At 50.7% G+C, this 25,390-nt stretch carries 11 protein-coding genes; all 11 read right to left on the reverse strand.

Annotated elements, in window-relative coordinates; all coding sequences use genetic code 11:
* Nucleotides 1-147: 147 nt before the first annotated feature.
* The 11 genes from SCARR_RS05660 to SCARR_RS05710 all read right to left on the reverse strand — a co-directional run bounded on the left by SCARR_RS05660 (nucleotide 148) and on the right by SCARR_RS05710 (nucleotide 25,319).
* Nucleotides 148-4,098, reverse strand: a complete 3,951-nt coding sequence (locus tag SCARR_RS05660) for a LamG-like jellyroll fold domain-containing protein (protein WP_136060532.1) — start codon at nucleotides 4,096-4,098, stop codon at nucleotides 148-150.
* A 291-nt stretch (nucleotides 4,099-4,389) separates the two neighbouring features.
* A complete protein-coding gene (locus SCARR_RS05665; protein ID WP_136060533.1) occupies nucleotides 4,390-8,976 on the reverse strand; it encodes a putative Ig domain-containing protein in 4,587 nt (1,528 codons plus the stop codon).
* Between the two features lie 332 nt (nucleotides 8,977-9,308).
* A complete protein-coding gene (locus SCARR_RS05670) occupies nucleotides 9,309-10,442 on the reverse strand; it encodes a reprolysin-like metallopeptidase (RefSeq protein ID WP_168433028.1) in 1,134 nt (377 codons plus the stop codon).
* Between the two features lie 37 nt (nucleotides 10,443-10,479).
* Entirely contained in the window at nucleotides 10,480-12,012 is a 1,533-nt protein-coding gene (locus SCARR_RS05675) for a glycosyl hydrolase family 28-related protein (protein ID WP_168433029.1), read from the reverse strand.
* A 165-nt stretch (nucleotides 12,013-12,177) separates the two neighbouring features.
* Nucleotides 12,178-14,439: a heparinase II/III domain-containing protein gene (locus SCARR_RS05680; protein ID WP_136060536.1), complete on the reverse strand. Its 2,262-nt coding sequence runs from the start codon at nucleotides 14,437-14,439 to the stop codon at nucleotides 12,178-12,180.
* Nucleotides 14,440-14,585: 146 nt separating this feature from the next.
* Nucleotides 14,586-16,847: a heparinase II/III domain-containing protein gene (locus SCARR_RS05685; RefSeq protein ID WP_168433030.1), complete on the reverse strand. Its 2,262-nt coding sequence runs from the start codon at nucleotides 16,845-16,847 to the stop codon at nucleotides 14,586-14,588.
* 32 nt (nucleotides 16,848-16,879) lie between these two features.
* The gene (locus tag SCARR_RS05690) at nucleotides 16,880-17,719 is read right to left on the reverse strand and encodes an alpha/beta hydrolase (protein WP_136060538.1); all 840 of its coding nucleotides are present in this window, start codon (nucleotides 17,717-17,719) and stop codon (nucleotides 16,880-16,882) included.
* A gap of 48 nt (nucleotides 17,720-17,767) precedes the next feature.
* Nucleotides 17,768-19,528: an alpha-L-fucosidase gene (locus SCARR_RS05695; RefSeq protein WP_136060539.1), complete on the reverse strand. Its 1,761-nt coding sequence runs from the start codon at nucleotides 19,526-19,528 to the stop codon at nucleotides 17,768-17,770.
* 154 nt (nucleotides 19,529-19,682) lie between these two features.
* Nucleotides 19,683-21,962, reverse strand: coding sequence for an alpha/beta hydrolase family protein (locus SCARR_RS05700; RefSeq protein ID WP_136060540.1), 2,280 nt, complete (start codon nucleotides 21,960-21,962; stop codon nucleotides 19,683-19,685).
* Between the two features lie 7 nt (nucleotides 21,963-21,969).
* The gene (locus SCARR_RS05705; RefSeq protein WP_168433031.1) at nucleotides 21,970-23,880 is read right to left on the reverse strand and encodes a polysaccharide lyase 6 family protein; all 1,911 of its coding nucleotides are present in this window, start codon (nucleotides 23,878-23,880) and stop codon (nucleotides 21,970-21,972) included.
* 200 nt (nucleotides 23,881-24,080) lie between these two features.
* Entirely contained in the window at nucleotides 24,081-25,319 is a 1,239-nt protein-coding gene (locus SCARR_RS05710; protein WP_136060542.1) for a PP2C family protein-serine/threonine phosphatase, read from the reverse strand.
* Nucleotides 25,320-25,390: the final 71 nt, after the last annotated feature.

The raw sequence follows: 25,390 nt of genomic DNA on the forward strand, positions 1-25,390 counted from the left end.
CTATTTTGCGAATGAGACTCCAGAACCGCAATGTATACTTAAAATGAACCTCCCCGCTGCAAGCAGACGGGGTATTATACCTACAAGCTTCGCAATAAATTGCCTGTAATCAGCCGTGATCTATACCCGATCACGGCCATTTCCAGGTTACTGTTCTTCGATCTTCAGGCGAATAAACTGCTGATTGGAAAGCTCCACATTAACTCGGTTAGTGACCGAGTTGAACTTATTGTTCATGAAACCCTCGCCAACCACTTCGTAGCCCGCATTGGTCCAGGATTCAGAAGTTAGGTTTTCGCAAGTTTCCAGATAGTAGACCAAGCCGCTGTTAGGAGCCGACCGTTGGGCGTGGACATAGGTAAACCAGTTGGTTCCGTCCTCCTCCATCGTGCCATAGCCCCCCGGAATACCTTGATTCGCCGGATCGGTTGGATCGCCACCTAGTCCGTATTCATATAGGTTGTTGAGCAAGTCTCCATCGGGATTATTAGTCGTGTCGGCCAACCCGGCATCCTTTTCCGCCTGATTGAAATAAAGGCTACTCCAACCGGGATAGGTGAGACTCATTTCCTGCAGGAAATCCGATGTTTGAGCCAACGTCCAGCTGTCCCCTCCATCGCCGCTGCGGTACAGAACCGGATCATGAGCGTTGTCATAGATTTTAGGCTCGGCCGGGTCATAACTTGCAGGCCACTTTTCGACATAGGCATCAACCAGGTCATCTCCGGCCCCATCCAAGGTTCCGCTTTTGCTCCCATAAACGAAGAAGTTGCAAACAACCATCAAGTTATCATTCTTATCAATACTCACTTTGTGATAAAAAGTCGTGTAATAGTAGTCTTGCCTTAGCGAGTAGACCATTCTTCCCATATCCACGAATTCCGAATCCGTTGCTTTCTTACGGTAGTAATGGAGGTATTTCACGTTAGAGTCTTGCCGAACCACAAGATGCACGGTATCCGAAGAATCCACCACCATCCCGATATAGGTCACCAGATCACCGCCGGAAGTGCTTCCGTCCGGCAGATGTACGTTAAATTGACTCGAAGAGACTTTATTCAGGGTTTTCCAAGGCCCCCAAGAACTCGTGTCATTCGGGTTTGTGGATTTATAATATAGGGTCGGAGAGATATGCGTCCCCAGGATCACATGAAGATACCCTTGGCTATCCACAACGATTCCGGACATGCAATGAGAATCCGGTCCAGCATAATACCCTGTTCCGCCCAGATAGACCGGTGTCGACAGGGTTTGGGTTGTCGTATCCCAGGTCACCGCAAACTGATGCGTCCGGTCGTCATTGTAATCGGTCATATCAGCATAAACCAAATGTACCTTATCACCCATGGCCACCAAACCGGCCGTGTCGCCGGAGTGAATACTCAGACTCACGAGGCGCGAGCCAGATGTCCACAGCTCAGTGGCTGCTGGGATCGACAGAACCCCACCACTCTTTACAGGAACCACGAGCTTGGCATCCACCATAATGACGGGAGCCCGGTTGGCCAAAAGCTGGGAAGGGTTCGCCGGATCGCGCACCGGGACAAGCCGACTGGCGGTCGTATTAATGACCCCGGCCAGCGTATTGAGGTCATACACCTGCCAATTCGCTAGATCATCTGCCGAATAAAGCAGGTAGGTAGTCGAGTAATCATGAACCAAAAGATAGGCATCGCCTTCCGCATCAAACTGCACACGCTGGTCGCCGCCACCGGAGTGGTGCCCACTTTGTAGACGCGTGGTAATACCATGGTCTGCAAGAATAGCATCCACGGAAATGGTGCGCCAAGCCCCCGTGTCATCCAAGGTCTGGATCTCGGTATGCTGGTTCACAACCGTGAAGGAAGACACCGCATGGTTATAGAAATATTCATCCTTGTTTTTCGAACCAGAGATATCAGGCTGGACCCGTCCCAGCATATATGGGCGATTGGCACTATCGAAGGTGACCTTGCTGGGGAAATAGCGGGGGTTATACCCCATCTGCTCGCGTTCCCGATCAAAGTTATAGACGACGGGGGAAACATCCCAATCAAACTTATAGGGTGCGGTTCCAGGAATCAGCAAGGGAGCCGAAACATCCAGTTCCGTTTCGCCATGATCCCAAGGGGACTTGCGGTCGCCAAGGCTGTTCGCCGGTTGAGTGGCCAGAACCTCCGCCAAAATGTCGGAAGCCGCGCTGGAACCCGCCCTGTTCGCGCTGAAATAAACATCCTTCATCCGGCCATTAAACCAAGCGGTCGAAGCCGTGGCATCAAATCCAATGGACATCGTGGTCGTCTGGGGCGCCGGATGGAATTTCATACCCGTCAAAACCTTTCCATCCACCGCGTAATTATCGATAAAGAAACGGCCGGTACCGGTATAGTCGCCATTGTCATCGGGGCCGCTGGTAATCTCAAAACTGGCCGTCACCAGCATCCATTTGTTCTCAAGGGCATCCCAGCCCGTCAGCACATGGCTGGTTCCCGCGCTGTCCACCGTCGCGAATTCCCATTTATTGTCCGCCGAAACGTAGAAGCGGAATCCGCCCGTTGTTCCGTAGTTAGAATAGATCATCCGCTGTGTTCCCGGAGCACCTTCCACACGAAGCAACGCCGAGATGGCAAAATCCTGATTGATTTCACCGGGATAGTTGCTAACAGTAACCGCATCATCGATCCCATCAAACTGCAGAGAAGTCCCCGCACCCAACGGAGTAAACTCGCTCCAGGTGCCGCCAGATGCAAGCCCGTCATACCCGCTGGTCACTTCCGTAATCGTAGAATTGCTGGCATCGTTAAAGTTCCAGTGCATATTCGGAGCAGGCGTTGGAACAAATGGCGTTACAGATTCCAGTGTATTACCAATGCGGATTTCGTCCACATAGCCAAAATTGCTCCCTAGGGTGAGCCCGAAATGCGTAATCGGAGAAAAGGTGGCTCCCGTCGAGGCGATCGTATGGGAGGCGCTCCCAGCCACATCGGTCAGATCGGTTGGATCAAAGTAAGTCGTCATCGTACCCGCATCGATATTTACCTCGGAAACGACGAAATGAAGCCCGGCGGTCGTGGGGCCGCCAACATCGTCAATACCGCTCGGGATTCCAAAGTTGCCCCATCCTGAGGACGTCGTGCGAACCATGGCCTGCATAACCGAACCCATGCTGCTGGAGGCTCCCACCGCCCCGCTCAAAAGCCCTGCGGTGAAGCCGCTTGTGCCGTTATCGACATCGAGCAGGTAACTCATATAAACGGTTCCAGTACTGATCGCACCACCGGTGAGTTCCAGTTGCATGTTTTTGGTGCCGGAGACCTGTAAATCCATCCCCCCATACTGCCCCTCTACCTCCAACGAGTTTCCGTTGCCATCCGTATAGGAAAGACCGGCGGAGTCGTAGGTTCTATACCTATAGTTGGTGAGATCCGCATTGTTGGTAAAGCCATAACCGGGCACCATATCCCTGACCCGGATATTCCCAACCGCGTCGAATCCTTCGTAGGCGATCACTAGTGGAGCCGGCGGCGGCGGCGGCGGCGGCGGCGCAACCGCAGTGTTCACCCTGATTTCTGCGAGGGTAAAACCGTTTTTTGTAATAAGGGGGTCAGGATTGGAGTGATGGCCTATGATTTGAATGCGGTCAAACTGCGTTCCTTCAGCCAAGGTAAAGCTACCTCGTGTATGGAAGGTTACATCGTCAATCCCCAGCGCCGCATTCGTTGCCACCGGCGTACTATAATCTCCGTTGTAGAGCACCACATCAAAATCATCATCACGGATCGGGGTAAGTTCTCGACCATAGAAGTCGAGATTGATGGTCTCCCCGCCCGTAGCGGCGGTATATACGCCATCGGTGAGTGTATAACTCAGGATGGCGTCTCCAACGGTATTATAAGCGTACATAACCTCCACGACTCTACTGGTAATATCGGGCATCGGACTCGTCGGAGTATCGCTATCGTACGCGAAGGGATCATCCACCGTTAAAAGAACACTTCCCCATCCGGGGTTGGACGTATTTGCGACATCTCCCGTGAGCCCAATGTCAAACGCCTGCGCGCTCATGCTCAAAGCCGCCGTAGCGACCATAACGAGCAACATCCCTTTTAATCTTTTCATGTATCTCCTTCTTTTATTTTTGTCCAAGCAACCTGACCACCGAAGCGCAACCAGCGTCCTAAATACTAACTGTACAATACAATTAATAGCACCATCGACTGAAAGTACTAGAGCCCACTTTGCGACTCATTATGAACCCCATTTGCGTCTGGGATTCCAGCTCCTCAACTTATTCTTAAAAAAGAAAAGCGGCGGCCATCGAGTAAGTTCGCATCCCCTGCAGGAGATCCTTTTATATCATCTTTCCCCGAGGGAGGCAGGGGTCGTATTACGACTCACCATAAACCCTGTTTATTGGCGCTCAATCTTCAGACGGATGAATTCCTGATTTTCAATATCCGTACGATTGGTCACCGATTTATAGTTGCCGGCCGAAGGGGACTCGCCTACGAACTCAACGCCACCGACGGTCCAGTTTGAAGAAGACGCAAGGTCGGTGCCTGTTTCGACCCTATAGGTCAGGCTTCCATCATCCGTGCGTTGATTATGGACATGGTAAAACCAGTGGCTTGCATTTCCATCGGAGCCGATGAACATCAATGCTCCGGCGGCGGCATCCAAAGGATCGCCATCCACGGCATACTCCATCAGGTTATCGTTTCCGTCCCCGTCCGGATCGGCGGTTAGCGCGTCGTTTACCCCATTGGCCAACCCATTCTCAACACTCCAAAACTCGTAAGGAGTGACGGGCACTCCAACGATGGGAACAACAATACTCATGTTGTTTCCAATACGGATTTCATCCACATAACCAATATTCGCGCCTAGGCCGAATCCGAAATGCGTAATCGGCGAAAAGGTGGCGCCTGTCGAGTCGATCGTATGGGAGGCGCTGCCCGCCACGTCGGACAAGTTGGTCGGATCGAAATAGGTCGTCATCGTACCGGTATCGAGATTAATCGCGGAAACGACAAAATGAAGCCCGGCGGTCGTGGGACCGCCAACGTCGTTAATACCGCTCGGGTTTCCATAGTTGCCCCATCCACTGGACGTCGCGCGAACCATGGCTTGCATCACTGAACCCATGCTGCTGGAGGCCCCTACCGCCCCGCTTAAAAGCCCTACATAAAAGCCGTTTGTGGCGTTATTTGCATCGAACAGGAAGCTCATATAAACGGTTCCAGTACTGATCGGACCGCCTGTGAGTTCCAGTTGCAGGTTTTTGGTGCCACCTATCACCGCGTCCAGCCCCCCGTATTGGCCTTCCACATCCAAGGTGTTTCCGTTGCCATCCAGATAGGAAAGACCCGCGGAGTCGTAGGTTCTCATCCTATAGTTGGTGAGGGTTGGATTGTTGGTAAAGCCCACGCCGCCGGGCATCTTCTGGAGCCGGACATTCCCAACCGCATCGAACCCTTCGTAGGCCAATAACCCGTCGTAGACCCTAATCGTCAGTCCAGCGGTGGCGGTGCCGCCAAAGGCATCAGAAACCTGCACCCTGAACAAATTCAATCCGTCATCCAAACTCGCGGGTATTCCGCCAAGAGTTCCATCCGATGCCACGCTAAGCCATGAGGGGCCCGCCACCTTGCTGTAAGTGAGCAGATGCCCCGCATCGGTATCCACGGCACTGCCTGCGAGGGTTGCTACGTAGGCTTTGCCTGGAATCGCGAATATCCGGCTCATGGGATCTTCGACAAAGACAGGATCTGAGTTTACACCGGCATTCACCGTGATTGTCATTTCAGCGTTATCCGTCCCTCCCTGCCCGTCGGAGACCTGAACGGTAAAACTGTTCAGGCCGGCATCGACGGAGGCTGGCATGCCGCCAAGCGTGCCGTCGGGAGCGATGGTCAACCAGGCCGGGCCGCTGGTCTTTGAATAGACGAGCGCATCCAGATCGGCGTCCATTGCCGTGTCGCGGATGCTTCCGCTGTAAAACTGAAACCCAGAGGTCTCGGCCATCGTGAAGGGATCGACGGTAAATACAGGGGGACGGTTGGAGACGCTAGCGGGCAGGAACTCGGTCTGGCTCTGAATCGTGTTCAGCAGCGCCACCGTATTCGTCTGTCCGGCGGCATCAACCACCTCGATGGATCCGCCCAGCGCACCGGTTTTATCCAGCTGGATCGTATAGTGGTTCCCAGCGTAGTCCAGGCTCACCGTTGCAGAGCCCGCATCTTCTGATAAGGCATAAGGAATCAATTCTTCCAAATGCTCATCCCCGAGCTGCAGCAGGTGCAGGAAATAGTCGCGCTCCGTGGCCACCTTAGGGGTGACATCGATCCGCCATTTTCCCTGAACCGCTTTCTGGGCATCGGTAAGTCCATCCCAATCCAACAAGGGATATTCCGTTGCATCATTCCGTTTAAATCCTTCTATGATCGTGGTATCAACGGCTGCAGGTAACAGGGTCTTACCATACAAGCGACCTCCACCATTCCATCCGGAAAAACTATTGTCATCGGTCGACACGGTCGGTGGTTGACCGAAATGCAGCAACCAGTCCTTGCGGAAGCTGGCTTCATCGGCCTCGACCCGATCGAACACCAGGAACAGGCTCGGATAGATATGCAGGAACTGACGGCTCACCTCATTGACCCGGTTGCTATCGTAGCAATCCGTTCCATTGCCCGCCATATAGCTAAAGTTATCGTTCCACACAAACGACTCCAGCGTGGAATCCCCATGGGTTCCCGCAAGTTGTCCGCCATATTCATTCCCGCTCGGGAGAGTATGCACCAGCACCATATTGTGCGCCACGCTTCTCTGGGCATACCGAGTCCAATGGTAGGTGTCGGAATAACCCGGTCGATTCCCCGAATCAAGCGCCTGAAACCCTTCTTTATACAAGGTGAAGTGCAGGCTATCCCGGTGCCGGTGGGCCGTCATTTCTCCGCCGCACATGAACATGGCATACGTGCCATTGGAGGCATAAGCGCTTTTGGAAAAGAGCTGCCCCATGGTTTTGAAATAAAACGCCTTGGGAAGTGTATCGGAATCCGAAGTCGACTCAAAAATATCATTGGTATTGCCGAATAGGGAATAGTAGGGATGGTTGATATGGTCCTCAAAAATTCCCCGAACATAGTTCATGGAATCCTTTTGCTCCGGACTGGCCACCGCACCGTAGAGGGCGAGATAGTTTTTCATGTGCAGAGCCATCTGACCTCCGGGAAACTCGTTTTCACTTCGCTGGAGATCGCCGGATCCATATTGGTAAATTTCTTCATCAACCCCCATGATCATATTCCATATCACATAGTACGATAGCCCCAGAAGCTCGGGGGTGATCGATACAAAATCCTGACCCCAGGCCGAGCGAGAAGCATGCATAAAATTAATCAGGCTATAGGGATAAGCCGAAAATGAATATGATAGCGTGGTTGCACTCGCCCCGCCGAATTCTCCGCGGCTTTGCGCCCGGTAATAGATGAATTTTAGATAATTTTCATATTCTACGTCCAGCCAGGGACGAAGTGTATCGCTTTTAAACGTCTCGGTGATAAACGATTTATCGAGAGCCATCAGCGGAATATAATACCGCAGAAATCCGGCTCCATAGTTCCCTAGTTCAACATTGGTTCTGGACTCACGTGGTACTTCGGTCGAAGTAAAACTATTGGCCATGAAGAAGTCCATGGCGGAAATATAGCGATTGAGCAAATCCTCCTGTGCCCCGGCAGAGAGCCCGTTATAGACCAAATCATAGGCTATGAGCCACTCCAGCCGGGTAAACCCGGCCCAGGCAAAAGCATAGCCCAAATTGACCCGTTTCTCATAACTCAGCAACGATACGTTCATGAGCCATTCCGCATAGTCGGCAAACTGCTGGTCGCCGGTCGCCAGGTAGACCACGGCCGACTTAATGGCATGCTGGTTGGGTTCAAAAGAGTTCGCTCCACCTGCCACTAATTTATCTGCCTCCAAGGCCGTCTCATACTGCATCCAATAATTCGAAGCGGTCACATTGGTCCAATCATCGGCCAGCATGCGGGCCTCGATGTCGGCTTTAAAATCATTGGTGATCATACCCGCCTTGGCGGCATCCAGCATGATCTCGTCAAATCGGTCCGGGGTAAGAAACAGACGCGGATGTCCCGCGATCAAGGATCCTTCGATATCCAGATTCAAGAAGGTGTCCAAAAACTCCTGTTCGGTATATTCAAGAATGGTTTTCACGGTCGATAACGGAACAACATCGCCAAGCGAGTCTCCGATTCGGATTTCGTCTACGAGGGCCTCGCCACCCGTTAGTACACCGAGCGCAACCGCGATAAAATCCGGAAAAGCGGCGGTCCCGACAGCAGACAAACTCCCTTCGGCTGTGCCGACTACGTCGGTCAGATCCGAAGGGTTCCAGTAAACGCTCAATGAGTGGGCCGATCGGTCAACCTTCAGAATCACCAACGTCGGGCCCGTTGTTTCAGTCGCCCCCGCAATCTTCACGCCATTGGGTGCATAGATCTGTCGTTTAAAAGAAGTGTCTAACCGGCTGACCGCCCCGGCATGAGCATTTCCATAACTCACGTCAGAGCCAGCGACAGCCTGGCCAAACCCCATTGACGTCCAGGCATCCAGCACGACGTAATCGATGAGAAAACTCATGTAGTAGGTGTCGGTATCGGCAATTGGATTCGCCAACACGAGCTGGAGGTTCCGATGGGACGCCGCCGCAGAACTGAGTCCAGCGGACCGGCCCATATTTACCAGCTGGTTGCCTTGCGAATCGGTATAGCTAAGCCCCGCCTGAAGATCCATATCGGCGTGGGTTTCGGTATAGCCGCTGAATCCAGTTCCGGTAAGCCCCGCCGCGGTAACATCGGTTCCGATCGGATTAATCGTATCGAATCCTTCATAGGCCAGCAGCGCGGCCTGCGTACTTAGGCAGGAAACCACGAAAGCCAGCCCGATCACCTTTGCCATTGCATTTTTCATAGTTCCCTTGATTTTGTTGATCGAACACACATCGACCCATCTAAGCTCATTTCAACCGGCAAGCTCAGAGTGACGCTATTTATAACCCCATTCACAGATTTTTAACAGGTACGCTTTGCGACCAACTTGGATCCGATTTACGAATGAAATTCGAAACCTCATTCTCATACGTTGAAAACAAACAAGCCCCGACCAGTGATGGCGCCATCATCAGCGATGGGTTCAGCCTGCTCAAGGATCCAACCACGATCTGCATCAAGCAGGGAGTTCAGATCGGTGACGGGCTCTCTGGGGTCCCCAAACAACCGCCAGCAGATTGCTGGAAGAATCGATCAGAGATGGCGAAACTCCACATGGATGCGGACCCCGTTTCTCGAATGGGATAGTTGGCGAATAACGAGCCCGCGTTCAGCATCTCTAAATATCTCCTGATCCTTCAGGGTGCAAATCAGATACGACGCCTTGCCCTTTTTCCGGCCTCGGTGAATGCTCACGCCTCCAACGAACGCACTCTTCAGGTTCGTGTCAACTCCTGCCGATTCACGAAACGAAAGATAATAGAACTCTCCATCTGCTGACTTCCTCGGAAGTTTGATCACTTGAGTCCCCGGCTCCCGATAGGGATCGCGACCGAGCGGCAACAGCACCCTTTCAGTCACAAGCGGCTTATTTAAAAGGACCAAGGTTCCGGCGGGAAGGTGGTCATACCAGCCGGCCTGATCCGCATGAACTGAATTAAACCCCTTGGGTCCGGTGGTCGACCCCATAATACACGATCCATCCCCATAGCGACGATCCGAGGGTTCGTCTTCGTTGAAGCCGTTGTTGTTACGATCGGACTTTGCATGGTTAAATCCCACGTTATGTCCCATCTCGTGAGCAATAGTAAATACCGAATGGACTTTAGCCCATGCTGCTTTCGATGACTCCACACCATGAGACCCAACCTGCCCGGCCGCAGTAAACAAGCACTCCGACTTTGTCGTTTTTCCACTCGGAAAGATGAAAAAACGGTGTTGGTAATCATAGGCCTCGATACCGAGCTCCGACCGAAGTACCTCCATGGCCCGAATACGGTAATCCTTCTTTGGGCACCCCTCATAGGGTTCGACTGTAATCGGTTCCGGAGTCCGTACGTTCTCCTCAAGGAACCGAGTCTGCCCAAACGATGATTGGTTATAGATTGCATCGACTGACATCCCTTCGGAAAAAAGATGCTCGCGCAATTCCTGCACATGCTGCTTCGTGTAGTGATGGTCCGCTTTGTCCCGGATATTGATAAAAACAAAGATCGCGCGACGCTCATCCACCTCCAGGCCTTCGCGCTCCGCGATGCTTTGTTCCGCACCGACGGACCCTGTAGATAGGCCCATCGTCACCACCACGAGGAAAAGTCGATAGCGCCCTGCTCCAACAGGCTTATCTGGGCGATTCGCAACGCGCGATTTTTTTAAGAAGAATGCCATATGGATACAGCTCCTCGTTTTCTCCAAAAACCAGACATCATTGCAATAGCCCTTCGACGGCGAGTCTTCGCGCAAGCTGGGCCTCATGCAGGTTCTGCGGCTCCAGCTTCAACGGATCGATCGCTTCAAACCATTTTCCATCGCGTTTTTTAACCGAGGGTTGTTCGGTCTTGATCGCTACCAGATTCATGGACGAGGGACCGAATTGGCTGTCGGGGTAGCATTGCGGCTGCTCGGCTCGGATATTCCAGAAGGTCTCGCGCGCGCCGCATTGCTTTCCCAGCAATCCTCCGCCGCCGCAATGCCACATCCGAGTCCCTTGTCCAACATCAATATGGGTGAATAGATTTTCGTATGGCGCGCGTTTATGATGGTCAAAGTTTAGGTCCTCGCCCCTTCCATTCGAGAATACACTGCCCGCAAAGTTGACTGAAACGCCTAGATCGTGGACGAAGCGCATATTAAAATTGAACGCGGTGAAGAGATTGTCGGTTCCGCCAAGGAGAATACCATGGTGCCCAAGGATACCGTTTTTGGACTCTCGTTCCGATTCGAACGTCACATCGGTAATGGTACAGAACTTGGCACCAATAAATATTCCGCTATCGGCGTTTATAATGCGTACATTACGCACCCAGCAGTCCGCCACGGCAGACATGGAAATTGCATTGTAGCCGTGCTCGGTAAAGTGTCCGTCATATTGGCCCCGAGGAAACTCAACCCCCAGATCCTCAATACCCACCTCGCTGACGGTTGGGTTGAAGCTCCTGATCTGAGGCTTCCAGCCAAGCTTGATGTCGAACCGCAGCGGGCGGTCGAAGACAATCTGATTGCTGGTTAATGCGGTAAGTGTAACGACAAACGACCCCGTGGATCCTTTGAAATTTTGAAGATCTCCAGAATCTTCGGAATAAAGGTGAGACGTCAAGGTCTTCTGAGCGTCATCCTGCACAAAGACTTCGACGCGCTGGCCGACCTTTAAACCCATCGTTGATGAAACCGTTAATGTCTTGTCGCCACGTTTCGCACGGGCGGTCACCTCGGCAAGTTTAACGGTTTGAAAGTCCCCATTAATTTGTAGCAACCCACCAGACCAAGAATACCTACTGATTTTCTTTCCCTTGGGCGTCGTAAACCAAACTGGATTGATCTCATTCAGCGGCACCGGAAAGAACAGGATGCTTTTTTCGGGCCCGCCCCCCCGGAGCACCACATTGCTTTTCTGAATATTAAGGATATTCGTAATTTTATATCGTCCGGGAGGCACATAGATCGCTCCGTTTTTGTTGGCGGAAATGGCATCCATAAAGGCCTGCAAGTCATCGTGCACGCCGTCCCCTTTGGCCCCAAAAGATTTAACATTGGAAACCTGAGGCACACGGGGTATAGGGGCCCCACCACAATGATAGCCCGCATAGGAAAAATCAGGGAGTCGCCCGGCCGGAGACCACGTCTCCCCCGCCTTGCCCCACAGCTCGGAATAGGTCTGCGCGCAGACCGTACTCCCGATGCTCAAACCGCCAATCAAACCCGTTATCAAGACCACTGCAGTTACGAACTGTTTCCTCATAAGATTCCTTGCTCCAATGTTACGTGCTGTTTTTTGTGCCCCTCTAGCGTCCTTCATCATGAGTAGCCTCTAACTTGATTGACTTGTTTTTGGATAGAGAAGAGCTCCACTTCAAATACCTACACACGGGATGTACGCCACTCTCGGGAGCTACTAGTTTTCCTTTTAATTCAAAAACTGGGCCTGATCCTGAATCATGTTTTTCAGTTCAACCTTGGATGTCGTGTTACTCTCCACATCAAGGATTTCAATGCTGCCGCCAAGTTCTCCGGTTTTATTCAGAAGAATGGTATACAGCTTGTCGTTATACGAAATGCGAACCGCAGCAGTACCCTCTTTTTCAACCACTTTATGAGGAACTATTTTTGCAAGCGACGCATCACCCACCTGAAGCAGATGCAGGAAAACATCTTTTTCTTGCGCTGTCTCAGGCGTCACTTCCACTCGCCACTTGCCTTGATTGGCCTGCTCGGCTGCCGAAAACTTATCCCAGGATTTAATCGGGAATTCGGTATCTTCATCCCACTTAAATCCGTTAACGATTTTGGTTTTTACGTTTTTTGGCAACAAGGTTTTTCCGAGCAATCGACCGCTTCCATTTGCGCTGACAAAACTATTATCCGGAAGCACGAGCGGCTCGTCCGCAAAATGCAAAAGCCAATCTTTGCGATAGCCAGCCTTCTGGCTCTCAATCCGGTCGAAGACCAAAAATAGATCCGGATAAATATGCACAAACTGTCGGGTCACCTCACGCGCCGAATCTTCGGAATAACTCCCCGTCGCATCGCCAGCAGTATATGTAAAATCTTCATTCGACAGGTATGATTTTACTTCGGAATTCAACCGCTGATTAGAAATTTGTCCGCCATAGAGTGAAGCACCCCTGCCGCCCTTTTGGATGCCCTCATCTCCATGAATCAGCACCACATTGTGTGCAACACTTTGCTGACTATAGTACTTCCAGTGGTCGTTATCGGATAACCCGGGCCGGTTCCCCGAGTCCAGGGCCTGGAATCCATTTTTATATAGGGTAAAATGAAGATTATCCGCATGGCGGTGGGCACCCATTTTCCCACCACACTGGAACATGGCATACGTAGCATTGGTGGAAAAAGCACTGCGGGAAAAAATCTGCCCCATTACCGGGAAATAAAAAGCCTTGGGCAGTATGCTTACATCAAATTCGGCGCTCGCCTCACCTTGACGATCACGTAGAAGCGAATAATAGAGATGTCCCCCTTTCACCGGAAACTTATCCCGCATGAATCGCATAAGATCCATAGAATTAGGATCGGCGTTGGGATAAAGCGCAATGAAATTTCCCACATGTTGATTGAGGTTTCCGCCAGGGAATTTGCTTTCACGCCGCTGAAGATCGCCCGATCCATATTGATACAACACCTCGTTTTCTCCCAGAATCATGTTCCAGATCAGATAATAGGGAAGGCCGAGCAGATCCGGACTGATGGCTGCAAAATCCAAATTGAGAGCCGATTTGGAAACATATAAAAAATTAAATATTGTTTTCGGATAGGCCCCGATTGAATACGTCAAGGTCGTGCTGCTGCACCCGCCGAATTCCCCGCGACTTTGCGTTCGATAATACAATAATTCCAACAGCTCGTGATATCCCTTCTTCAGCCAAGGCCGCAACAGGTTTGCTTTCATCTCTTCAGGAATAAAGGGCTTATCCAAGGCAACAATCGGGATATAAAACTTAAGGAACCCCGGCCCGTACGCCCCCAGTTCCTTCCCGTTTCCTGCTTCATTATACGAACCCATCTTTTTCTTGCCGGTCACATAAGGCGCCATGGCAGTGACATAGCGCGGAAGCAAATCAGAGCGGCTACTTTCCGACATTCCATTATAAATCCAGTCATAGGCCATAATCCACTGCAAGCGGGAAAATCCATACCAGTCGATCGTATAGTACAGCTCCGCACGCAACTCATAGGTTAGCAGCGAAACCGACAACAACCATTCCGCGTATTCACAAAACCGTTGATCGCCGGTCCAGAGATAGACCCATGCGGATTTAAGTGCATCATTGGTCGGATCAAACCGCGATCTCCCACGGCTTTCTAATCTACTATCCTCACTTAGCTTCTCCTTAAACGGCTTCCAACGCTCCGCAGGGCTAATCGTCGTATAATTGACCCGCTCCATTTGCGCTTCCACTTGTTCCTTGTATGAAGCCAGGATTGCGCACTTCTCGGGGTCCTCTTTAATTTCAGCGATCAAACTCTTCGTCAAGAAGAGCCGAGGAGTCTCTTTTGTAATCCGGGCCTCCAGATCTTCATTGGCATAGGCCGCCAGAAAATCCGCTTCCGTCGGATACTTTTCCAGCAAACGGGGTGCGGAAGGAACGGCAACCGCCGAGCCAACAACCCATACACTTGTGAGTAATGCTATAACCCTCTTTTTCATCCTTGCTCCCGTCCTTCTCAGAATTTATTTTTTACTTTTTCAAATACCCAAGCGAAACGAGGAAATCGTCCATCGCCTTATTCATTTCATTAAATATTTATCTGGGCGATTCGCAACGCGCGGTTTTTTCAGGGAAAACCCCATATTTAGTCAAGAAACGGGACCTGATCCTGAACGATATTTTTCAGTTTAACCTTGGATGTCGTGTTACTCTCCACATCAAGGATTTCAATGCTGCCGCCAAGTTCTCCGGTTTTATTCAGAAGAATGGTATACAGCTTGTCGTTATACGAAATGCGAACCGCAGCAGTACCCTCTTTTTCAACCACTTTATGAGGAACTATTTTTGCAAGCGACGCATCACCCACCTGAAGCAGATGCAGGAAAACATCTTTTTCTTGCGCTTTCCCAGGCGTCACTTCCACTCGCCACTTGCCTTGATTGGCCTGCTCGGCGGCCGAAAACTTATCCCAGTAATGAATCGGGAATTCGGTATCTTCATCCCACTTAAATCCGTTAACGATTTTGGTTTTTACGTTTTTTGGCAACAAGGTTTTTCCGAGCAATCGACCGCTTCCATTTGCGCTGACAAAACTATTATCCGGAAGCACGAGCGGCTCGTCCGCAAAATGCAAAAGCCAATCTTTACGAAAGGCGGCCTTTTTACTCTCAATCCGGTCGAAGACCAAGAATAGGTCCGGATAAATATGAAAAAACTGTCGGGTCACTTCATTGACATGATTCGATGAATAACTCCCCGTCGCATCGCCAGCAATATACGCAAAATCTTCATTCGACAGGAATGATTTCACCTCGGAATTCAACCGCTGATTAAAAATCTGTCCGCCATAGAATGAATCATTTCTATTGCCCCTTTTCTTATCGCCATCTCCATGAATCAAAACCACATTGTGCGCAACACTTTGCTGATAATAATACTTCGAGTGGTCGCCATCGGAATATCTGGGCCGATTACCGGAATCAAGGGCCTGGAATCCATTTTTATATAGGGTAAAATGAAGATTGTCCGCATGGCGGTGGGCAATCATTTTTCCACCGCACTGGAACATGGCATACGTGCCATTGGTGGCAAAAGCATTACGGGAAAAGGTCTGCCCCATTACCGGGAAATAAAAAGCCTTTGGCAATATGCTTTCATCAAATTCCGCTCTCGTCTCATCTTGACTCTCACGTAGAAGCGAATAATAGAGATGATCCTCTTCCGCCGGAAACTTATCCCTTATGAATCGCATAAGATCGGTAGAATTAGGGTCGGCGTTGGGGTAGAGCGAAATGAAAGCTTCCATATAGTGATCGAGGTTTTGACCAGGGAATTTGCTTTCGCGCTTCTGCAGATCGCCCGATCCATATTGATACAACACCTCGTTTTCTCCCAAAATCATGTTCCAGATCAGATAATATGGAAGGCCGAGCAGATCTGGACTGATGGCGGCGAAATCCAAATTGAGAGCCGATCTAGAAACATATAAAAAATTAAATATTGTTTTCGGATAGGCCCCGATTGAATACGTCAAGGTCGTGCTGCTGCACCCGCCGAATTCCCCGCGACTTTGCGTGCGATAATACAATAATTCCAACAGCTCGTGGTATCCCTTCTGCAGCCAAGGCCGCAACAGGTTTGCTTTCATCTCTTCAGGAATAAAGGGCTTATCCAAGGCAACAATCGGAATATAAAACTTAAGGAACCCCGGTCCGTACGCCCCCATCTCCTTACCATTTCCTGCTTCATTATACGAACCCATCTTTTTCTTGCCGGTCACATAAGGCGCCATGGCATTGACATAGCGCGGAAGCAAATCAGAGCGGCTACTTTCCGGCATATCATTATAAATCCAGTCATAGGTCATAACCCATTTCAAGCGGGACCAACCATACCAGTCGATCGTATAGTATAGCTCTGCACGCAACTCATAGGTTAGCAGCGAAACCGACAACAGCCATTCCGCGTACTCAGAAAATCGTTGATCGCCGGTCCATAAATAGACCCATGCGGCTTTAAGCGCATCATCGGTCGGATCAAACCGTGATCTCCCTCGGCTTACTAATCTGCTATCCTCACTTAGTATCTCCTTAAACTGCGCCCAATACTCGACCGGGCTGATCGCCGGATAATTATACTCCTCCATTTGCGCTTCAATATGTTCTTTGTATGAAGCAATGAGTGCGCACTTCTCGGGGTCCTTCTTAAATTCATCAACCCTACTTTTCGTCAAGAAGAGCCGAGGAGTCTCTTTTGTAATCCGGGCCTCCAGATCTTCATCGGCATAGGCCGCCAGAAAGTCCGCTTCCGTCGGATACTTTTCCAGCAGGCGGGGTGCGGAAGGAACGGCAACCGCCGAGCCAACAACCCATACACTTGTGAGTAATGCTATAATCCCATTTTTCATCCTTGCTCCTATCATTTTGAATTCATTTTTAACTATTTCAAATACCCCAGCGAGACGAGGAAATTATCCATCGCCTGGTTCGTTTCATTAAAATATTTGTCGTCATCTTTCCCTTGGTTGAAAAAGCCATGCCCAACACCGTCCCAAACCCGAATCTCGCACCGCCCGCCCTTGGACTTAACCAATTTCTGGAAGGGTTTGGCCTTTTTGGCATGCGCATCCTGCTCCCCGAAAAACAGGATGCTCGGAACCGTGCGTTCGCTCACATGGGCATACGGTGAATAGTCCAGCGAGAAGCCTTCCCACGGCTTCTTTCCTAGACTCACGGGGTTGAACAGCACCATGGCGTTGGCTAAATAAGGGATCGACTGGTCTGCATCCCCATTATCAATGCCGGGAATAACCCCGACACAAGCAGCGACGGTCCCCCCGGCAGAAGCCCCGGACGCCACAATTCGGGCGGGATCAATTCCCAGCTCGACGGCATGCGTCCGAATATAGCGCATGGCCGATATCCCATCATTCACACAATCGACCCGAGTGGAGTTGTGGCGAGAAGACACCCGATAGTCGGCCGTGATGGCGACCATCCCCCGCTCAGCCAAATAGTTGCACTGCGGCTGAAACTGGGCAGGCGTACCTTTAGAAAATCCACCCCCAAAGAAAAATACGATGGCTGGCACCTTATCCGTTTTCTTATGCCCCTTGGGAGCGAGCAGGTAGAGCTTGAGTTCAACGTCATCAATCGTCTTGTAAACGATCTCTTTCGCCTCAGGAAATTCAGGCGGATAAACCGACATGTCATATTGTGCAAACGCACCCGAAGCCAACATGCAGACCAAACCCAACTTAAAAACCAATTTACCACTCATAACGACTCGTCTCCTAGTTCAAGATCTCTTTGTGAATCCGCTCTTCCGTTATTCAACCCGGGTCAGAACTAATTTTCGAACCTTGACCGACTCCGATGTCAAATCTTTTTGCAGCGCAAAGTGGATTGCACAATTCGGTGAAAAAACTTTTACGCTACCTAGACGTTTAGTAACAAATTTCCCATCCGTTCCTTCAACCACACGAATCAGTTCGGAGGTCTCGGTATTTTGGTTGTCCCACTCACTGCGGCGGCTAGATACAACATAACGGCTCCCAGCCTTATCATTTTCGCAGGCATATTCAATATCCACCAAATATTCTCCTTCTTCATTCGGAAGGTTAATCCAACTCAGTTGATTGAGATTATGCGCCAAAATAAAATTATCAACGGACTGAGTTTCCCAATCATAAACTAAATCTGGCCCCCGCAGTCTTGCTTCCCATGCATACAGGTTCCAGACGGCAGGAATAGTCTCATAGCCAAAGTCGGGTATAACCACCGCTTGCTCATCCTCAATATCCAGCACAATAACCGTATTAATCTGATCAGGTGCAGTCTGGGGAAGTACTAAAGAAAGACGTTTCTTAGTTTGGTTGAATTGAATGGATGGTCCTCCATCCAAAAAACGGGCGGTCTTCACACGGCTGCTCAGTCCATCGAGATCGAGTGATTCGCCCGGCCAGTTCAGTATGTGCAGATAGAGCTTACCCGGCTTCGCCGTACAGCGCCATGTGATGCCATTGATGTTGAACGGGCTGTGCGAGGTGTCATAAATGGATTCGCCGTTCACGGCCATCCATCGCCCAACCTCCCTTAAAATCCGTTGACTGTCCTCCGGGATAACACCGGTGGCATCGGGACCCACATTCAACAGATAATTCCCGCCCTTGCTAACAATATCAACCAGCTTGCAGATGAGATCTTTCGGACTCTTCCAATTGTGGTCATTCTTTTTGTATCCCCAGGTACGGTTCAATGTGGCCGGAACCTCCCACACATTGGATGTATAAACCTGGGTCGGGATGGTATTGTCTTCTGTTTGATCATAATCGCCTTGATCGTGGCCAATGCGGCTGTTCACTAGACAACTTGGTTGTTTTTCTTTCACTAGATTACGCAACTCGATCACTTGATCCTTGTTCATTAATCTTGGGGTGTCGAACCAGATCATGGATAGATCACCATAGCCCTCCAACAATTCTTCTACCTGCGGTAATACCTTATTTTGGATGTAGATTTCAGGATCGCGTTTCCCCGAAAAATCCCATGTATTCCCGAAAGCATTTGGTTCATGCCAATCATGTGCCTGGGAATAATAGAACCCAAACTTGAGATCACGCTCCGCACAGGCCGCCGAAAGCGCCGTCATCGGATCTTTCCCATACGGAGTTGCATCCACAATATTATATGTGCTGGCCTTCGAACCATACATGGCGAAGCCATCGTGGTGCTTCGCGGTGATGACCATGTATTTCATCCCCGCATCCTTCGCCAAATCGGCCCACTCATTGGCATTGAACTCTACCGGATTGAATGTAGCGGCCAGTGGTTCATATTCGGATACAGGAATCTTTTCTCGATTCATGATCCATTCGCCGATGCCCGGAACCTCTTTTCCCTTCCACTCGCCCGCCGGAACGGCGTAGAGCCCCCAATGGATGAACATACCGAATTTCATCTGCTGAAAACGCTGAAGAGCGGGATCTGTTTCTACGGATGCGGGGAGATTCTTCGAAGAACCTCCCTGGCAAACAAACGCGATACAGCCCAATGCAAAAAAAAGACTCAAACCCCATTTACGATTCATAGCGACTCTCCTTCATTTTCATATTCGATTTGTGAATCCGCGTTAACGCCCCGGCGGTCCTTCTTCGATCGGCCAATCATTCGTATGAAAAGGCGCCGAAGAAGTCCCCGTTCCGCCAACGAAACCATGCCCGTCAGCAGAACAACCAAAGTCACTAATCCTCTACTCCCTTTGAGGTAAGCTCAATAACGCTTCCTCGGCCTAGTTTTTCAGCCCTCTTCAACGCATCTGCCCACTCACCACGGGTTCCACCATTCAGATAGACCCTCGCCTTCAAGGCGGCCATAACGACTGCATCCGGCATGCCCATATAGCGGTTTACAGCCAGAAAATAAGGGCCCTGCCGATGCGTTGCGGGGAGATCGCATAAATGTAGCGCTTCGATGCCGTCTTCAAACAAAGAGGCATAAAGTGCCACGCCCGCGCTCGTTCCCCGAGCTCGGAGATCAACCGTCGTCGCCTGCGTTCCGACCTCTTTCAGAACTTGAATGGCCCGACGCACATCCCACACCCGCATGCCATCAACGGTTTGTCCCAGTTCAACAAATTGCCGATAAATGCGACGGGTGTATTTTAGATCGACCTCCCACTCGTACGGATTGTTTCCGTTTTCACGTGCCAAAAATCCAATCAAATGATGCTGATAGGGATTCCACGCCGTTGGACCGACCCCACGCGGGGCAAAAACGGCAACGGCACGATGACCTCCCCGAACTTGATTCATAAGATCGGCAAACCCAGCAACGTCATCCGCAACCGGATCCCGCTCCTCGGCAAGAACCCCGGGGAAACGAGGCTTCATCTTTGCAAGAAAGCCGTCCCAACCTTGCTCGTCCACCACATCCAGCACGACGTGATCCATGGTTTTTGCATCCGCTGCCCGGATCAAGTACATCGTCAAATCAATGTTTTCCTGCGAAGTGAAGCGATACGATGAAAAACGAACTCCATCCCTGACGACCGAGAGCCCTTCCTTAACATTCAAGTCGGAGGGATCGTTCGGCCAAGAGCGAAACGTTTTCTGCTTAAGCAATTCCATGTTCCGGTCATACCGACCCTGGATTTCACTCGCCGTTGCATCTGGGGATAGCGGGACATATCGCGGAACAAACAATTCATCGATTTGGGTATTGATCTGATCCCCGGGCACCCGTCCGGTCATTTTATACGGCGGTTTATCGGAGCGTTGCGGCCCCGGATTGATCATCCAATCCGTTTTTTCACTTTCCGGAATATCCCCAAACAGAGAAAGCTCCTCGATATCGAAAACTTTTTCGGCCGCAATCGTGATCAACGAATTGTCATTTTTCAGGTATTTATTAAACCAATGAAATGTAGGAATGCGCATTTCCTGCGTGCTTTTATGTCCCCCCGGAACAATGTTCAGACTAAGGGAATCTTCCGCATCATATAGCTTATAGATCTCCAAGGTTTTTTGATAAACGCGAACAATCCCATCCAGCGGATAATAGTCATCCTTATCGGAACCCCCTAATAATACCGGTCGGGGCGCAATAAGCGCCATGGTTTTTGCCGTATCGTGCTGGTACATGTTGATGGCATGGGCACAATCGCAGCTAAGATCCATCGTATTTTCTTCAATCAGCATTCTTATATCTGATGTTTTTCCGGCAATAGGAACTGCAGCGGCGATACGCTCATCCACCGCAGCGAGCCAAACACTGTCGATCCCCCCACCGCTTCGGCCCGTCACACCAATACGGGCGGCATCGACTTCGTTCCGCGTCTCCAAATAATCCAACGCCCGGATTCCGTTCCAGGTCTCGACCCCGGCAGGCGTGTAGCCCCGGTTATGCCACCAAAACCGCTGCGCCTTGCTGGTTCCGCGATGGATACCGGAAATTTCGCCCTCATCCAATGTATCGATAATCAGGCAGGCATATCCGTTGCGCGCATACCAAACCCCATGATAGTGATATCTTGTTTTCGCCCCATGCGTCACACCATCCCTGTAAGATCCGGCATGTCCGCATAAATACAGGATCGTCGGCAAGGGCTTTTCAACCGACTTCGGCAGATAGAAATTAGCCGTCACATACAATTTAGGCATCGATTCAAACAGTATCTTTTCCACGATAAAATCGCCGTGGTCAATCCGGCTAACCACGCGGACATTTAGATCCGTCTTTTCAGGTAGCGGATCCAGCCCCAGCGAGTCCAGCACTTGCCGGCGAATTTCCGGGCGGGCCTTTTCCCAGTCGGCCAATTCGTCCATCCCCGCAAAGGTTTCTTTTTCGATCGACTCAATCTGGCCGTGCATATACTCGCGGACCATTTCATCCCCGCGACGGGTATCAACGGCCCGCCCTTCGCATGTTAAGGGGGTATAGACCGCATGAGGGTCAAGCTCCGCATTCATGATGGAAGGCCATGCCATTAACCCGACTAACCCAATCTGTAAATAGTTCATCATTTCTCCTTTAATTCCTCAGCCAGACCGGCCCGACCGAATCCCCTGTTAACATGGGCATTAAAACCAGTGAAGAGCCGCGCCCTTCAGCACACTTATCTTTCATATCATCTCTGATCAATTCATCGTTCGTCACATCTTCATTCAACTCCGGAAGGTGCTCAAAACAGTTGCCTTTAAAGCGCACCGGTTCCTTATACTCCAGGGTAACCAGCAACGCTTCATCCGTCCCCATCATCACATTGTTTTCGGCTCGAATATCATACGCTAGAACAGTTCGCTTTTTAATATCCGTTTCAGGAAAAACGTCTTCCACCACGACAACGGTCTGCCGCGCCACAATCGTGTTCCGCCGGATCAGCGTATCACTGGCCGGCGCATAATGCCGCGGCAGTACTGCAGGGCGCCCCGGCTCTTGGAAGCCTTCCGGAGAGCCGCTTCTCAGCCTGATGGCTGATGCATAACCCTCAAAATAATTATGTTCTACCAGATGTCCCGACTCACGGATGCTGATGCCACACGTGAGGGCATGGCCTTTTCGCTCTTCGGGCCAGAAATCATGATTTTCTCTGTCCTGCACAAAATAATTCCCATACACGTGGGCACGACGTCCTTGGCGTAACGACATCGCGCCCGCTGAATTAAAGAAAGCGTTGTAGCGCGTTACATTGCCTGTGGTCTTATCCGAAATAATCTCACCCACACAGTTCTCGAAAACATTATATTCGATGAGAGTGTGCGATTCGTTTGTTGCCACCCAGCCGCTTCCGACCATGATGGGATGCGTTTTGCCCGGGTAAAGATTAAAGTAGTTGTTGTCAATGCGATCCCATGATTCAGGAAGCCCGCCGGTTGGAAGGAGGTTATTCCCCGATCGCTTCCCAATAAATGAACAATGATCCACCCGGTTATGTTCTCCGGGCATTCTCACCCACTTGAACTCTTTTTTCTTAAACGCGGAATCACGGTCAAAATTATCAACCACGCAACCCGTCAAACGGTTATAGGCCCCATCAAGAGTAACCAACGGCGGAACCGAATCACCGTCCGGGGCGATCCCCTCCGTGAAAACAATATCCTTCACCGTAATGTAGGACCCTTTAATTCCAATCGCCGGGGTCCCGCAAAAAACCACCTGCCCGGGATTTTTTGCACGTATAATGACGCGGCTGTTAGCGGCACCGGAATTGGATATCTCCAATTGCACATCTTCATATCGGCCATCCGCCAGCAGGATTTCATCCCCGGCCTTGGCCTGACCCACGGCACGTAGCAGACCGTTAAGATCCCGTACCTCCACGGTCCGTTTTAAAGCAGGCACCAAAAACGGATTCCGCACCAAACTGGACACCTTAACATTTGATCGGAGTGATTCGGCACCCATCGTCACATAGAGGTCGTTCGACAACACCTGAGCCTCGTCATCCGCCTCCGTATAATCCATCTGGAGCTGTCCATCCAAATACAGCTGAAACCGGTTCGCCCATTTCAACAGACGGTAGCGGTACAATCGATCTGGAGCCAGCACCGCGAAATCCTGCATCTGCTTCAAGACGGCTCCACCGGGCATCTTCTCCAAGGATGAAATCCCGCTATGGAGATTATACGTGGAGAGAATATATCCCGCCCCCTCAGCTCCCGCTTTTCGAGATGACATGCGAATTTCCAATGCGGCATCCAACTCGCTCGGCTTTAGATCAAACTCCGCCATAAAATTCCTGCGCAGAGAAATCTCCCCTCCAAGAAGTGACGACTGCGCACCGCTGACAGGTTCGGCATGAAAGAGCTCCGCCTTGTCTGAGCCCTTGGGATCGCCAAGCAACAGCGCACGAATCGATTCGCCCGACGTCAGGGTTGACGCTTGCAGCACTTGTGCCGAGCAAATAAAAGTACAAATCAGATTTACTATAGTTCTCATCATTTCCATTGATTCCAATCAATGTGTATCCATTCAGGACGAAGAGGCCGTTGCCCGAACCTGTGAACATTTCAGGATTCCCAATTTACCTTTTCTACTCGTAAAATTGGAACGTCCAGATTGCGTCAACAAACGTCCCTATTTACGACTTCATTGCCACCTTATCCGCGCGGGCTTCTAACAGTAGCGTCAACTAAGAATACCTATGCGACTGCCGTAGGCACAACAGCCAGCAAGCAGACGTCGTCCTCAAAATCTTCAGAGGTGGAAAAGCACCGGACATCATGGAGGAGTTCGTCCATCAGAAGCTCGGAGGCCAGATCAAGGTGCTGCTTAATGAAAGCCATCAGCCGTTCTTCACCGTAGATTTCGTTATTGGCATCGTACGCTTCAAACACGCCATCGGTATAAAGCAGCAAAGCTTCGCCGGCGGTCAGGCAATATTTTTGCGTTGTGTATGCATACCCCTCCACAATGCCCAGTGCAGGCTCGGGGGTCTGATCAGGAGACTCCAGTTTCGCAACCACTTGATTTGCCGGTTGAAGACATAACGGAGCAGGATGCCCAGCATTGGAAAACTGTATCATGCCAGTAGACACATCGAGCACCAAATAACACGCCGTGGCAAAAAGCAGAGAATCGGACTGACCGAAAACCTCTTTGAGACTTCGGTTTATTTTTCCAAGCAAGGCCCCGGGGTCGTCGCCCTGCGGCACAAGTTCCTCAATCAAGCCTCGCAAAAAGGTAGTCAGCAGTGCGGCTCGCACACCATGCCCAATAACATCACAGAAAAAGATCCCGACTTCATGTTCGGACAAAGGCAGAATCTCAAAAAAATCACCGGCCAGAGTCGAGGCAGGGATATAACGATGCGAAAAATTCGCACGTACCTTTTCGTTCATAACATCCAGAGGAAATTGCTTCAGCTGCCCGGAAACAAGGGCATGCTGAACCTCGCGAGCCAAGGCCAGGTCAGCTTCTATCTCCCGATTCCTCAAGCACAGCGTCTCTGCCAAATCTGCCATCTTTTTTTCTGCATCTTTACGTTCCGTAATATCCTGAAGGACGCCGAGAGTACCAAAGCAGTCCCCCGACTCGTCGCGCAGAACCGTTGACATATCGCTCACCCAGCGCGTTTGCCCTGAGCGGGTTCGGATTTGCATATCCGCCTGCCAGCGGTCCACCTGCCCAGAGCGATTCATACGGAAGCACTCCTCCTTCGACAATCCAGAGAGCTCGCCTTTCTGTTCAACATGAAGGACGAGGCTATCCCACATCTCCGGAGTGAGTTCTTCAGGAGCATAACCCGTAATCTCTTCAATATAGCCGCCCATGTATTCATAAGTCACCGAAACAAAGTTCCGGCGATACACAGCCGCATATCCCTGCTCAAGCGCTCTACTGAAATCTTCGATACTTCTCTGCATTCCTTTCGTTCGCATATTGCGCTCCCAACGGGGTCAATATTCCCTTGAGCAGGTCGATGAGACTATCAGATTGGAGGGTAAAACAC

The organism is Pontiella sulfatireligans, assembly GCF_900890705.1.
In the GTDB taxonomy this organism is placed as follows: Bacteria; Verrucomicrobiota; Kiritimatiellia; order Kiritimatiellales; family Pontiellaceae; genus Pontiella; species Pontiella sulfatireligans.